General features: G+C 51.9%; 11 protein-coding genes and 1 tRNA gene. 9 read left to right on the top strand and 3 right to left on the bottom strand.

Going from position 1 to position 13,575, the window contains the following annotated elements; genetic code table 11:
- The first annotated feature begins 19 nt into the window (after positions 1–19).
- The 7 genes from Q0J41_RS03045 to Q0J41_RS03015 all read left to right on the top strand — a co-directional run bounded on the left by Q0J41_RS03045 (position 20) and on the right by Q0J41_RS03015 (position 7,684).
- Entirely contained in the window at positions 20–706 is a 687-nt protein-coding gene (locus Q0J41_RS03045) for a 1,4-beta-N-acetylmuramidase (RefSeq protein ID WP_296225939.1), read from the top strand.
- Positions 703–1,959, top strand: coding sequence for a DEAD/DEAH box helicase (locus Q0J41_RS03040; RefSeq protein WP_296225937.1), 1,257 nt, complete (start codon positions 703–705; stop codon positions 1,957–1,959). The genes Q0J41_RS03045 and Q0J41_RS03040 overlap by 4 nt, the downstream gene beginning before the upstream one ends.
- Positions 1,952–3,271: a PTS transporter subunit EIIC gene (locus Q0J41_RS03035; RefSeq protein ID WP_296225935.1), complete on the top strand. Its 1,320-nt coding sequence runs from the start codon at positions 1,952–1,954 to the stop codon at positions 3,269–3,271. The genes Q0J41_RS03040 and Q0J41_RS03035 overlap by 8 nt, the downstream gene beginning before the upstream one ends.
- A 61-nt stretch (positions 3,272–3,332) precedes the next feature.
- Positions 3,333–3,407 (top strand) — tRNA-Arg (locus tag Q0J41_RS03030).
- Positions 3,408–3,727: 320 nt separating this feature from the next.
- On the top strand, positions 3,728–4,801 hold the full coding sequence (locus Q0J41_RS03025) for a PTS sugar transporter subunit IIC (protein WP_296225933.1): 1,074 nt from the start codon (positions 3,728–3,730) through the stop codon (positions 4,799–4,801).
- Positions 4,802–5,037: 236 nt separating this feature from the next.
- A complete protein-coding gene (locus Q0J41_RS03020) occupies positions 5,038–6,321 on the top strand; it encodes a solute carrier family 23 protein (protein WP_296225931.1) in 1,284 nt (427 codons plus the stop codon).
- 112 nt (positions 6,322–6,433) lie between these two features.
- Positions 6,434–7,684: a methionine gamma-lyase family protein gene (locus Q0J41_RS03015; protein WP_296225929.1), complete on the top strand. Its 1,251-nt coding sequence runs from the start codon at positions 6,434–6,436 to the stop codon at positions 7,682–7,684.
- A gap of 84 nt (positions 7,685–7,768) precedes the next feature.
- On the opposite strand, the gene Q0J41_RS03010 is transcribed toward Q0J41_RS03015, so the two are convergent.
- Positions 7,769–9,856 carry a putative ornithine decarboxylase gene (locus Q0J41_RS03010; RefSeq protein WP_296225927.1) on the bottom strand — a complete coding sequence of 696 codons (2,088 nt, stop codon included), beginning with the start codon at positions 9,854–9,856 and terminating at the stop codon, positions 7,769–7,771.
- Between the two features lie 39 nt (positions 9,857–9,895).
- Positions 9,896–10,138, bottom strand: a complete 243-nt coding sequence (locus Q0J41_RS03005) for a hypothetical protein (protein WP_296225924.1) — start codon at positions 10,136–10,138, stop codon at positions 9,896–9,898.
- Between the two features lie 458 nt (positions 10,139–10,596).
- Here Q0J41_RS03005 and Q0J41_RS03000 point away from each other — a divergent pair, with 458 nt between their 5' ends.
- The gene (locus tag Q0J41_RS03000) at positions 10,597–12,051 is read left to right on the top strand and encodes an amino acid permease (RefSeq protein WP_296225921.1); all 1,455 of its coding nucleotides are present in this window, start codon (positions 10,597–10,599) and stop codon (positions 12,049–12,051) included.
- Between the two features lie 83 nt (positions 12,052–12,134).
- On the opposite strand, the gene Q0J41_RS02995 is transcribed toward Q0J41_RS03000, so the two are convergent.
- Positions 12,135–12,329, bottom strand: coding sequence for a hypothetical protein (locus tag Q0J41_RS02995; RefSeq protein ID WP_296225919.1), 195 nt, complete (start codon positions 12,327–12,329; stop codon positions 12,135–12,137).
- 102 nt (positions 12,330–12,431) lie between these two features.
- Here Q0J41_RS02995 and wecB point away from each other — a divergent pair, with 102 nt between their 5' ends.
- Positions 12,432–13,574, top strand: a complete 1,143-nt coding sequence (gene wecB, locus Q0J41_RS02990) for a non-hydrolyzing UDP-N-acetylglucosamine 2-epimerase (RefSeq protein ID WP_296225918.1) — start codon at positions 12,432–12,434, stop codon at positions 13,572–13,574.
- Position 13,575: the final 1 nt, after the last annotated feature.

Here is a 13,575-nt window from a genome sequence, read left to right as displayed (position 1 = left end):
TAGAAGGAGGTTTTGGGCGATGGGGCAAAAGAAGCATTTCCAGCATCCGGCAACTCTGCCGGCCCTTTTGATTCTGCTGGCCGCGATTATCGGTTTCATGGCTTATGGTTTGTACAATTACGCTAATCAGACGACCCTGCCAAAAGGAGCCAGCCAGAGCGCGGTCGGCCTAAAGGTCAGCCAGGCAGATATTGACCTCAGCCGCCTGGAAAAGGGCGGTTTGTCTTTCGTTTATCTGCCAGTTGACCAGAATTTTGCCGCCAAGCGAAAGCAAGTGGCCAGGACCAAATTGGCCTATGGCAGCATCATTGCGGTGGCCGGGGAGAAAAATGCAGCAAAGCAATTATCCCGGGCCAAGCGCTTGTCGGCTGGACATTGGGGGGCCTTGCCCATCCTGCTGGACAGCGGGCAAGATGACCCCAGCGCCGCCAATTTAACCGCCATGAGCAAGCTGGCCTATTCCCTAGTCAAGAGTCATGAGGTCATGGTCAACGCCCCGGTCAAGTACAAGCAGCTTTTTCCAGCGGGATGCAAGTTCTTGGCCACCTCGTCGTCAGCGCCAAGCAAGCTGGACTACTGCTTCTGGCGCTATACGGAAAAGGGCCACGTGGCCGGGGTCAGCGGGAGTGGCTGCAAGAATGTCATGTATGCCTATATCGGGACCAGCCAGCAATATAAAGAAAAGTATGGACAATTAGCACAATGATTTATACAGAACAAATTCAAGCAGTTTTGCAAAAGGAAGGCAAGAGCCAGCCGACCTTGATCCAGAAAGAGACTTATGAGGCCATTAAGAACGGGGCCAGCCTGGTCGCTTTGGCCAAGACGGGGACAGGCAAGACCCTGGCCTATGCTCTGCCGGCTTTAGAGCGGGTCATCCCAGGGGAGAAAAATTCCCTGGTGATTTTGGCCCCAACGACTGAACTGGCCGTCCAGATCAGAAATGCCATCCTGCCTTTTGCCAAGGCTCTGGGTCTGAAGACTTTAGCCTTGGTTGGGGCCGGCAACCGGCAAAGACAGGACGAGCGGCTGAAGAAGGACAATTGTGAGGTCCTGGTTTGCACTCCGGGTCGCTTCTTTGACTTCTTCTCCTCGGGCCGGATCAAACTAGTCCAGATCAAGACCCTGGTGATCGATGAAGCTGACGACATTTTGGAATTCGCCAAGCTGGAGCTTTTGAGTTCTTTAGGGCAGAACCTGCCTTCTTTCAGCCAGATCCTCCTCTTTGGGGCCACTGAATCCCAGATTACCCAGGAGGCAGAAGAAATTTTTGCCTGCCACTTCCTGTTAGTCGACGTCCGCCCCGACCAGGGCAGCCGGACTGAACACGTCTTTTTGCAGGTAGACAATGAGCACAAGCTGGAATACCTGCAGCGCTTGTGCAAGCTGGACGGCTTCCGGGGCCTGCTCTTCTTTGACTCAAATGAGGGGATGCTGCGCTTTGCCAGGATTTTTGCCCACAGCAAGACCCGCTTTGAAGTCCTGGCCAACAATTTCTCAAAAGACAAGCGCCAGCAGGCCATCCGGGACCTGGCCAAAGGCAAGGTCAAGCTGCTCTTAGCCACTGACCTGGCCGCGCGCGGTTTGGACATTCCAAAACTAACCTACGTAGTCAACTATGAAATCCCGACTGATGCCAACACCTATATGCACCGGGCAGGCCGGACCGGCCGGATGCAGCAGGAAGGCAAGGTGGTGTCTCTGGGTAACGACCACGACCTGCGCAAGCTGAAGAAGCTTTTGGAAGGGGAAGTGACCGTCGACCGGGTCTACTTTGCCGGCTACCACTTGAGTAAAGAAAAGCCGGTCAAGAAGGAAAAGGCTGCAGGCAAAGACAAGACGGATAAAAAGTCTGCTGTAATTGAGCAGCCAGTTAAGAAGAAAAAGAAGTCCAAGAAGAAAAACAAGAATAAGGGTTATCACCCGCATTATCTGAAGGGGAAGAAGCAAAGTGAATAGCGTGATTGACTGGCTGGAGCGGCACCTGCTGCCCTTGGCCAATAATCTGGCCTCGGTCCGCTGGCTGGTGGCCCTCAGGGATGCTTTTATTTCCACCCTGCCGATCAGTTTGACTGGATCGGTGGCGGTTTTAATCAAGAGCCTCATCATTGCCGCCAACCGCAACTGGGGCTGGCATGTTTTTTACCAGCTCATGCAGCCCTTGATCTCCATCTGCAACTTCGTCTGGCGGGGGAGCGTGGCCATGTTTGCCCTCTTCTTCGTCCTCAGCTGGGGCTACCAGTTGGCCAAGGCCTGTGAGGTGGACCCCTTGGCCGGAGCGATGACGGCCCTTTGTTCTTTCATGATGAGCATCGCCAACTATTCCTATCTCATGCAGGGGAATAATCGGATTAAGCTGGACCAGGCTTTTAACATCAAGCAGCTGTCAACGACAGGGATGTTTACGGCCATTCTCTTTGGCGGCCTGGGCGTGGCCCTGTACATCCTAGGGGTCAAGGGCCGGCTGGGCCTGCATATCCAGACGGCCATGCACCCGGCCCAGACCTTGGCCTTTGAAGCGGCGATTCCGGTCATGTTGTCCCTCTTTATCGTGGGTGGGCTGAACTATCTCTTCCAGGCCATCACCGGCCAGTATTTCGGCGACTGGCTCTTAGAGATCATCCAGCTGCCCCTCTTGAAGCTGGGCCAAGGTTTTATCATGGTGATTGCCATTACGGCTTTAACCCAGCTCTTCTGGTTCTTCGGCATTAACGGGGCCAGTGTCTTGGCTCCGGTTGTCGGTTCAATCTGGGCCACGGCCCAAAATGCCAACCTTTTGGCGGCGGCTAACGGCCACAAGATCCCGTATTTGTGGACCAACACTTCTTTTGTGGTCTTTGGGGTCAGCGGGGCCTGCCTGCCTTTAGTCATCGCGATTTTGCTGACCTCCAAGCGCGGCGACCACCGGACTTTGGCCAAGGTGGCCCTGGCTCCGGCTGTCTTCAACATCAATGAGCCCATGCTGTACGGGCTGCCGATCATCTTGAACCCGGTCTGCTTTTTGCCCTTTACCCTGGCCCCTTTAGCCAATATTTCCTTGGCTTATCTGGCGACCAGGCTGGGCTGGATCAACCAGGTCCAGGCCTCGGTGCCCAATATCATGCCCCCGGTCATCGGCCCCTATCTGGCCACTAACTATGACTGGCGGGCCCTGGTTTTGTCCCTGGTCAACCTGGTCATCGCGGTCTTGATCTGGCTGCCTTTTGTCAAGGCGGCTGACCGGATTGGTTATACGGATGAACCCCGCCGCTTTTTCATGCCGCAATACTAATGACTTAAGCGAAAGCACTAGCTTTTTTAACACATTTTTTGTAGAATAAAATGTGTTGCATGGCCTGGTAGCTCAGTTGGATAGAGCACTGGTTTCCTAAACCAGGTTGTCGCGAGTTCAAATCTCGCCCGGGTCATATCTGCCCCTCACGGAAGTGAGGGGTTTTCTTTTTGCCTTTTTTCTGCTACTTTTATTGCTCTTTGCTTTTAACTTTGGCAAAAGCAAACATCTTTTTAATAAAAAATTAAAGAAAATAAAGTGTACTGAAAAAGAAAGCGGATTTTTCCTTTTCGACAAGAAAATTATGGAAGTGTTGGCGAAAAGTGTTGCAAAGGGCTGAATCTTTCTCTATAATTCAAGACACCAGTTTATGAGAGACAAATTAAACGCTATTGAATATCTCATGATCTGCGTCAATGTAATTATAATTTTCTACCGTTAGGAGGCGGAGACTATATGTCTGAAACAACTCAAACAAAAGAAACAGTTGGATCATTTACGATGAAAGTCCTTAATGGTTCAGCGACTGCCATTATCGTGTCACTTCTTCCAAGTGCCATTTTGTCAACATTCTTGACCCCCTTTGCCGGGAGCAACGCGATTGTGGCCAATCTTTTGCACATTGTGACCGTCTTCCAATACTTCTTCGCTGTAATGTGTGGGTTCTCAACCGCCAAGCAGTTTGACCTGGGCTACACTGAAGCTGCCTGCGTGGGTGGGGCAGCCTTTCTGGGCTCCGGCTGTGTTACTGCCGTAACCACCACTGTTAAAGGTGTGACTACTACCAGTTTCCAATTAGCCGGGATGGGTGACGTTATCAACACCATGCTGACGGCAGCCGTCGCTGTTCTCTTCATCAAGTGGGTCGGCAACCGCTTCGGCTCACTGGGGATCGTCTTCTTCCCAGTCCTGGCCGGGACCGGCGTAGGTTTCCTGGGTAGCCTGACCAAGCCTTACGTATCCCTGGTAACGACGGCTATCGGTGACGTCATCAACACCTTCACCAAGCTGGCTCCATACCCAATGTGTATCCTGATCGCCATGTCCTTCGCGATCATCATCGTTACCCCGCTGTCAACTGTAGCCATCTCCGTGGCTATCGGCCTGGCCGGCATGGGTTCTGCCGCTGCTGGTTTTGGTCTGGCAAGTACCGCTGCCTTCCTTATCTGGGCAACCCTCAAGGTTGACAAGCCTGGTGTGCAAGTTGCCATCTTCTTAGGCGCTATCAAGATGATGATGCCAAACTTCCTGAGATACCCGGTAGTCGGGATCCCGATCGCTTTAACGGCGGCTATCTCAACTTTGTCCGTGCCAATCCTTGGCCTTAAGGGGACCCCGGCTTCCGGTGGTTTTGGCCTAATCGGGGCGGTTTCTCCTTTAGCAGCCTACAATGCTGGTTTCCACAATGTGCTGGTGCTGGTAATCGTCTGGGTAGTCGTACCATTCGCGGTTGGCTACCTGATGAAGAAGATCTTCGTTGACTGGACCAAGGTCTGCAAGCCGGAATACTTCATCACTCCGACCCGTTAATTGTTAATTGTCATTAAAATACTCCTTAATCTATTCCAATAAACCATATTTTTCCTTATACAAATAAGTCCGCGACTGAAGCTTTGTCAGCCGCGGTTTTTTGTCTTCCTTGACAAAAAATAATATTATTAGTAGGCTAAAGTAAGTCAATTGTTAAGGAGCCTTTAAATTCAGTCCCGTGAGGCTGACAAGGACATTTCGTTCCGGGTTCCAGTATTTGGAAAGGAAGATTTCTTTTGAAGGAAGACAAAACATTCCGGAACCCTGAAGCGGTTTTGGACGTTCAGGACAAGCCGAAGTTCGGTCCCTGGCTGCTGCTCTCAATCCAGCACCTCTTTACCATGTTCGGCTCGACCGTCCTGGTTCCGCTCTTAATCGGCTTAAAGCCAAGCATTGCCCTTTTCTGTTCAGGGGTGGGGACCCTGGTCTACATCCTCTGCACCCAGGCGAAGATCCCGGCCTACCTGGGCTCATCTTTTGCCTTTATCGCCACGATGCAGGCCTTGATGAAAAATTATGGCTACCCGGCCGTAGGGCAGGGGGCCATCGCGGCTGGTCTGGTCTACGTTATCGTGGCCCTTTTGATTGCCCGCTTCGGCTCCCGTTGGCTGGACAAGATCTTGCCGCCAATCGTGGTTGGTCCGATCATCATCGTTATCGGCCTGTCCCTGGCGACGACCGCGGCCAACGACGCCATGTTCAACGCCAGCGGCAAATACAGCTTGACTTACTTCGGGGTTGCCATTTTTACCCTGATCATCACCATCATCTTCAACATGTTCTTAAAAGGCTTCCCAAGCATGATCCCAGTTTTGCTGGGGATCGTCTGCGGCTACTTGATGGCCCTCTTCTGCGGGATCGTTGACCTGTCCGGCGTTGAAAGCACCAAGTGGTTATCTTTGCCCGCCTTTGACGTTTTAGGCGGGAGCTACAAGTTCAAGTGGTATCCGGCCGCCATCATCACCATGGCCCCGATCGCTTTTGTCACCATGACTGAGCACATGGGCCACATCATGGTCTTAAACAAATTGACCAAACGGAACTTCTTTGAAGACCCGGGCCTGCACCGGACCCTGCTGGGCGACGGTCTCTCCAGTATCATCGCCGGCTTCTTGGGTGGTCCGCCAACTACCTCCTACGGGGAAAACATCGGCGTTTTGGCCATGACCAAGGTCCACAGCGTCTTCGTCTTGGGCGGGGCGGCCTTCTTCGCCATCGTCTTCTCCTTCGTCGGCAAGGTATCAGCGGTGATTGAATCTATTCCAACTCCGGTCATCGGGGGGATTTCCTTCCTGCTCTTCGGGATGATCGCGGCTAACGGCCTGCGGATCCTGGTTGACAACAAGGTCGACTTTGAAAAGAAGCGGAACCTGGTCATTGCTTCCGTCATCCTGGTTATCGGGATCGGGGGCACCTACCTCAAGATCGGTTCTTTCCAGCTGACCAGCATCGCTTTGGCTACGGTCTTCGGGATTCTCTTGAACTTGATCTTGCCGGAAAAGGCGGCCAGTGAACAGTAGAATTTTTGCAAATAGCTTTCTATAATTGCATGGAAGGCTATTTTTTATTTAAATAGCTGCCTTTTTGGTTTAAGATAAGTAAGTAAACCAAAACAAACAGAGGGATTTTTTGATGAACAATTTACCAGAAGAATTAGCAAAAATTGTTAAGGAAGTCGATGAGCAGATCGCCGGCCGCCTGCATGAAATCGACGAACAGGTTATTTACAACCAGGCCAAGGTCCTGGAAGCCTTCGTGGACAACGCGGTCGCTGAATCTGACTTGAAGGGGACCAACGGCTACGGGGACGATGATGAAGGCCGGGATAAGCTGGAGCGGGTCTACGCCCAGGTCTTCCATACTGAAGACGCCCTGGTGCGGCCGCAATTCGTTTCCGGGACCCACACCCTGGCAACCGCTCTTGACGGCAACCTGGTGCCAGGCGACACTTTGACTTACCTGACGGGGATGCCTTACGACACCCTGCAGCACGCTATCGGCCTTACCCCAGACAAGGCCGGCACCTTGATTGAAAAGGGGGTCAAGTTCTCCTACGTGCCGCTAAAAGAAGACGGCAGCGTCGACTTTGAAGAGGGAGAAAAGATCTTAAAGCGGGACCAGCCGAAGATCGTGGCTATCCAGCGGTCCCGGGGCTACGACACCCGGGAAAGCTTCCCGGTTGCCAAGGTCAAGGAAATGATCGACTTTATCAAGGAAGTCAGTCCCCAGTCCTTGATCTTCGTTGACAACTGCTATGGTGAGTTTTCGGAAAAGCATGAGCCGACTGAATACGGGGCCGACTTCATGGCCGGTTCTTTGATCAAGAATGCCGGGGGCGGGATTGCCCAAACTGGTGGCTACATCGTCGGCAGAAAAGACTTGATCCACCGGGCAGCTAGCCGGCTTTTTGCACCGGGGATCAGCGACTCAGAAGGACCAACCTTAAACAGCCTGCATGAGTTCTACGAAGGCTTCTTCCTGGCGCCAAACGTGACCGGGGAAGCCATCAAGGGGATGATCTACTCAGCAGCCTTGATGGAAAAGCTGGGCTTCGACGTGTCTCCTAAGTGGGATGCCCCGCGGACTGACCTGATCGAACTGATCACCTTCAACGACAAGGAAAAGATGATCAAGTTCTGCCAGGAAGTGCAGAAGAACTCACCGGTTGACTCCTTCGTTACCCCAATTCCAAGCCACATGCGGGGCTATGAAGATGAAGTCATTATGGCCGGGGGGACCTTTGTCTCCGGGTCAACGGTTGAATTCTCAGCTGACGGCCCGATCCGTCCGCCTTACGCTGTCTACATGCAGGGCGGTTTGACCTACGCCCATGACAAGATCGCTGTGACCAACGCAGTCAAGGCAGTTCTCTTTGGCGACTAAGGGAAAAAGGCAAAATAAAGAAAGATATAAAACCAGATAACGAAAAAACGTTGACACGAGCTTGTGTCAACGTTTTTTGTCATTTTATGATTCTTTGAGGACTTCAGCCCAGACTTCGCCGCCTTCTTGGTAGACCCCTTGGATTTCTGGATCCAGGCCCGGGAACTTTTGGGCAGCGCCGATCAAGACTTGGAAGTAGGAAATATCCAGATCCTGCCAGCGTTCACCCGGTGCCACGATGAAGACGCCAGGCGGGTAAGGGAGGGCGCCTTCTAAGGCTACCCGGCCCTTGGCGTCGGCCAGTTTGACCAGTTCGCTGTTGCCGTGGACGAATTCGCGGTCAGCTTCTTTTGGCGTCAGCTCGTAATTTTGGAAGCTGTCCTTTAGGAAGAGAGCCTGCTGGAGCTTAAAGATGTCATGGTCTTGGTAGTAGTGGTGGAGCTCCTGGCAGAGCTGGTAGAGGGTGTAATCTTTGTAGCGGTCAGGGTACTGGGCCACTAATTCCGGCATGATGGAAGACAGGGGAGCCTTAGTCAAGTAGGCTTCTTCAAAGGCCAGCAAGGCAGAGAAAAGGCCGTTCATGTCGACTTGCCCTTCGCCTGGCGTGAGCAGGTAGAGGGTGGAGTAGCTGTCGGACTTTTCAGGGATGATGTGCTTTTCGTGCAGGTAGAGGGAAACGATGGCGCCGGGGATGCCTTCTTCGGTGAAGGTGGCTTTTGCCAAGTCAATGCCAGGTGTCATCAGGGTGACTTTTACCGGGCTTAGGGCAACTTCACCTTGAGCGATCAGTTTGAAGCCGTGCCAAGGCTCATCTGGGGACAGTTTCCAGGCTTCCGGTTCCTGGGCCAAGACATCAGTTGGCAGGTCCTCCCACTTTTGCCCGCGGACAGTTGGGGGAACGAGGGGCTTAAAGAGCTTGCTTTCCTTTAAAAGGCGCTTGCGGAAGTCGATGCCTAATTTAACGGTGTCATTCCACCAGTTGTTAACGGCCGGTGAAGAAGCCATGGCGCTGTTAGCGACAAGGGAAGCGTAGACCGGGTAGGAGTAGCTGGTCGTAACGTACTTCATGTAGGCGTGGTTGAAGTGCTTGTGGTCGACGTAGCGCTTTTGCCCCTTGATGTGGCTGTCTTTTTTCAAAATCTGGGAGGCCTGGCCTACGCCGGCTTGCTGCTTGTGTACAGACTGGGTGACCAGGATGCCTGGGTCATCGGGGCCGTAGGTCTGCTGGAAAGGAGAATAGTCTCTGAGGACGTCGACAAATTGTTCATAGCCGCCCCAGGCGCAGTCAAAGAGGATGTAGTCACAGAGGTGGCCGAGCTTTTTCAAGATAAGCTTGGCGTCATAGAAAATGCCGTCGTAGGTTTCCAGCTGCAGAACCGCCAGGCGGAAGGGGCGGTCAGCCTTGGCGCGGTCAGGGTCAACTTTGGCGATTTCCTGGCGGATTAGGTCTTCATCAAGACTAGCAGCAGTCAAAGGCCCGATCAAGCCGTCAGCGTTCCGGTCAGTCGGCAGGTAGACCGGCTTGGCTCCGGTCATGACCAGGGCGCTGTTGTAGATGGACTTGTGGTTATTGCGGTCAAAAAGGACCAGGTCGCCTTCATCTAAAAGGGCGGTCGTGCAGATAGTGTTGGCGCTGGTTGTCCCGTTGGTGCAGAAGTAGACCTTGTCGGCGTTGAAAGCCTTAGCAGCTTCTTGCTGGGCTTCTAAGGGTCCGCCAGTGTGGTTCATCATATCGCCGAGTTCTGAAACGCAGTCAGAAGTATCGGCTCTGAAGTAGTTGTCACCGAAGAAGTTGCGCAAGACTGCTCCGGCTGGGTGGCGGTCATAGAAGCGGCCGTTGTGGTGGCCAGGAGTATCGAAGACCAGGTCGTCTTGGTCAGAAAAAGCCGTCAGCTCCCGGATGAAGCGGGGAACATTTGCTTCTTCGTAGGCCTGGGCCAAGCGGCTGATTTCAGCTGGAGAGGTCTCAGGAGTAAATTCGATCAAGGGCAAGTCCAAGCTCAGTTTTTCCTTCATGGTCTGGTAGATGCCCCGGGACCGGCTGTCTTTTTCATCGATGACCACGGCAGCCAGGCTGGCTGGGTTGACCAGCTCGGTCAGTTCAGTTTTGGGCCAGTCGATTGGCAGATAGGGCAGAAGCTCCTTTTTAGCAGCGATTGCTAGATAATGCATTGAAAAATTCCTTTCTGTTTCATGGGTTGACGGAAGTTGCTACTTATACTTGCGGTTACGTTCATCGCGGAAAAAGTGATCAAAGAACCAGTCGTATTGAGAGAGAAACAAGAGGATGCCGACGATAGCCGCGACTTGAAGCCAGACCGGGATATCGTAATCGCTGGTCAGCTTAAGAAAAGCAACTCTCAAGTAGGAATGGCCAACAAAGAGCCAATACAAAGCGTCGAGAATAGCTGCAGCGGACAAAAGTGTCGCGGTTACTCGCAAAAACTTTTTCATATCTATTCCTTTCTGTTACTTAGTATTTTTATAAAATCGCTTACCACCGAATTAGGTACCTTTTTAAAAATCTGTAGTAGGCATAGGTAAATTATACACTTTCAAGCTTTTTTTGCCTAAAAGCATTCTTAATTGCCGCATTGAGTGATGTTTACTTTTTGCGCATTTACTTACACGAAAAAGGTCTGCTGTTCTTGCCAAGAGCAAATTAACCAAATATTTTTTACTAAAAGCTGGCTAATGACCGGTATGCGGATAACTTTCACTTAACGATTGAAAGAATTTTTATCAAATTGAAAAAACTATAGAATTTTCAAAACAATAGGAATAAAATGAAAACGACACTTTTTTGATTGGAGACGGTGCAGTGACCAGCTTTTTAAAGCGCCAAAATAAGCCCCCGTCCAGGCAAATTGCCGCTTAAGACAATTTGACCAATAAGGAGCTCGATTTACAGAATGATTGAAGAAACCCCAAAAAAGCACTACATGGCCTGGATGACCTTGGCGATGCTCGACTTCGTCACCATCATCCGCTTTGAAGATGTTTTCTACCCATACCAAAACCAAGGTCTGTCCGTAATCTTTTCATGGATTTTCCTTTTGATTTGCTACCAATTGCCATATACCTTGATCGCCACCCAATTGGGCCTGGCCTACAAGGATACTGAAGAAGGGGGCCTGGCCTCCTGGATCCGGCGGGGGACGGGCAGCGACGTATTAGGCTACGCTACCAGCTGGATGTACTGGGCCCAAACCGTGCCCTACCTGGTGGACGTGTCCAACTCCATCATCGTTTCCATTTCCTGGATGATCCTGGGCAACAACACTTTAGGCAAGCACATGTCACCTTTCATGTTCGGCCTTTTGACCTTTGTCATCATCTTGATCTTTATCTTGTGCGAAAGTGCATATAAAAACTCCCTGGACCTTCTGTCCTTGATCGGGGGGATTGCCATGTTCGCCATGTCCGTGATCTTCGTGATCCTGATCATCTGGGCTCTCATGCACGGCGGCCACATCGCCACCAAGATGGAATGGTCCAGCTTTAAGCCGAACTTCAGCGTCCACTATTTCTCCACGACTGGCCTTTTGATCTTTGCCATGTCCGGGGCGGAACTGGCCGCGCCTTACGTTACCCGGCTGAAGAACCCCCGCAAGGAATTCCCGAAGTCAATGTGGATGCTTTTTGCCATGACGGTCTTCATGACCTTGACCGAAACTCTTGGTCTGGCCGTCCTCTTTGACGCTAAACACATCCCGCACGACTTTAAGATGAACGGGGCCTTCTATGCCTTCCAGCTTCTGGGTGAAGAAGCCGGCATGGGCAAGAGCCTCTTGTATATGTACGCCATCGTCTGCCTCTTGAACTTCATGGCCGACCTGGCCGCCTTAATCGACGCCGCCAGCCGGGTCTTTGCCTCTGACACTTCTGAAAAGTACATGCCAAGCTGGCTCAGAAAGAAGAACAAGGATGGGCTGCCCGTTAACAGTTACGTGCTGACTTGCAGCATCACTCTCTTCCTTTTGCTTTTGTCAGGGACCTTGCCGGAAATCAACGATATCTTTAACTGGCTCTTGAACTTGAACGGGATCGTATCCCCGTACAAGACTTCCGTAGTCTTCCTGGCCTTCTTAGCCTTCCGCTACCGGCACAAGACTTTTGCCAAGGACGACTTCGTCTTCATCAGAAACAACAAAGGGGCCCTGGCGGTCGGCTGGTGGTGCTTCATCTTCACCTTCATCTGCGCGACGATGGGCTTCCTGCCGCAAGACGTTACTTTTGAAAGTCCGCAATGGACCAAGCAGCTCTGGATGAACATCATCACCGTTATCGTCCTCTTCGGGACTGGCTTCCTCTTGCCATGGCTCAGAAAGCTGGAATTAAAGCACCAAGCCAAGGCGAACAGCTAATAATGCAGTAAAAAGAGTAAAGAAATAAGGGATCAGCTGGACTGATTCCTTATTTTTTTGTGCTATTCAGTTTTTCCGCCTCATCAATTGATAAGCAGGGGATGCTGCAGGATCCAAATGGTCAAGAGGATGATGGCCAGGAGCAAAAGGAGGCTGGTAATTCTTAAAATCCGCCGCATCTTTTGCCCCAAGGACCCGTCAAAGGAGTAGACCAGGCTGAAGCCCGCCAGGATGATCAAGAGGCTGTCACCCAGGAGGGGGAAAATGTTGACTGTCATAGAGTACCTCAAACTAGTTTTTCTAATTATTTTATAAAAAAATCGCCGGTATTGCCGCCTTTTTGCTATGATTAAGTTAGCAATTTGCTAAGGAGACCAAGTATGCAAAAAATTAAAGTAATGACCGTTTTCGGCACCAGACCAGAAGCTATCAAGATGGCCCCCCTGGTGCTCAAGCTAATCAGTGACGACCGCTTCCAGGCAGTTACTGTGGTTACCGCCCAGCACCGGGAAATGCTGGACCAGGTCCTGGAGATTTTTAAAATCAAGCCAGACTACGACTTAAACATCATGCGGCCCCAGCAGACCTTGGCTGACATCACCACCCGGGTTTTGACCGCTTTAAGTCAGATCATCCAGGAAGAAAAGCCGGACATCGTCCTGGTCCATGGGGATACGACGACTTCCTTTGCTGCCAGCCTGGCTGCCTTTTACCAGCAGACTCCCTTAGGCCACGTTGAAGCGGGCCTCAGAACCTGGAATAAATATTCTCCTTTCCCGGAAGAGATGAACCGGCAGCTGACCGACGTCTTGTCCGACCTCTACTTTGCCCCGACCTCTGTCAGCCGGGCTAACATCTTAAAAGAAGGGCACCCGGAAGAAAATATTTTTGTCACGGGCAACACGGCCATCGATGCCCTGGCCCAGACCGTCCAGGCTGACTACCAGCATGAAGTCTTAGACAAGATCGGCCAGGGTAAGCGGATCATCCTAGTCACCATGCACCGGCGGGAAAACCAGGGCGAACCAATGCGACGGGTCTTCAAGGTGATGAAGGACGTGGTCGATCAAACTGACAACGTTGAAATCGTCTACCCGGTTCACCTCTCGCCAAGAGTCCAGGAAGCGGCCAAGGAAGTTTTAGGCGGCGACCCCCGGATTCACTTGATCAGGCCTTTGGACGTGGTCGATTTTCACAACCTGGCCAAGCGCAGCTACTTTATCATGACCGACTCTGGCGGCGTCCAGGAAGAAGCCCCGTCTTTGGGCAAGCCGGTCTTGGTCTTGCGGGACACGACCGAGCGGCCGGAAGGGGTTAAGGCCGGAACCTTGAAACTGGTCGGTACTGAAGAAGACGCAGTTAAGACAGCCATGCTGGAGCTTTTGACTGACAAAGCTGCCTACAAGCAGATGGCTGAAGCCAAGAACCCATACGGCGACGGCCAGGCCAGCGACCGGATCTTAAATGACATTGCCTGGTACTTTGCCGGCAAAAAGGATCCCAAGCCAGCCGACTTTTCTTAAT

Origin of the sequence: uncultured Lactobacillus sp. (assembly GCF_944327175.1) — a bacterium.
Taxonomy (GTDB): domain Bacteria; phylum Bacillota; class Bacilli; order Lactobacillales; family Lactobacillaceae; genus Lactobacillus.
The sequence above is the reverse complement of the archived record's forward strand: the minus strand, read 5'-3'. Positions and strand labels throughout refer to the sequence as shown.

Excerpts from the sequence above, each read along its gene's own strand:
- Q0J41_RS03000 (WP_296225921.1), top strand. The coding sequence starts at position 10,597 with ATGATTGAAGAAACCCCAAAAAAGCACTACATGGCCTGGATGACCTTG.
- Q0J41_RS03010 (WP_296225927.1), bottom strand. The coding sequence starts at position 9,856 with ATGCATTATCTAGCAATCGCTGCTAAAAAGGAGCTTCTGCCCTATCTG.
- Q0J41_RS02995 (WP_296225919.1), bottom strand. The coding sequence starts at position 12,329 with ATGACAGTCAACATTTTCCCCCTCCTGGGTGACAGCCTCTTGATCATC.
- Q0J41_RS03045 (WP_296225939.1), top strand. The coding sequence starts at position 20 with ATGGGGCAAAAGAAGCATTTCCAGCATCCGGCAACTCTGCCGGCCCTT.
- Q0J41_RS03005 (WP_296225924.1), bottom strand. The coding sequence starts at position 10,138 with ATGAAAAAGTTTTTGCGAGTAACCGCGACACTTTTGTCCGCTGCAGCT.
- Q0J41_RS03015 (WP_296225929.1), top strand. The coding sequence starts at position 6,434 with ATGAACAATTTACCAGAAGAATTAGCAAAAATTGTTAAGGAAGTCGAT.
- Q0J41_RS03025 (WP_296225933.1), top strand. The coding sequence starts at position 3,728 with ATGTCTGAAACAACTCAAACAAAAGAAACAGTTGGATCATTTACGATG.
- Q0J41_RS03040 (WP_296225937.1), top strand. The coding sequence starts at position 703 with ATGATTTATACAGAACAAATTCAAGCAGTTTTGCAAAAGGAAGGCAAG.
- wecB (WP_296225918.1), top strand. The coding sequence starts at position 12,432 with ATGCAAAAAATTAAAGTAATGACCGTTTTCGGCACCAGACCAGAAGCT.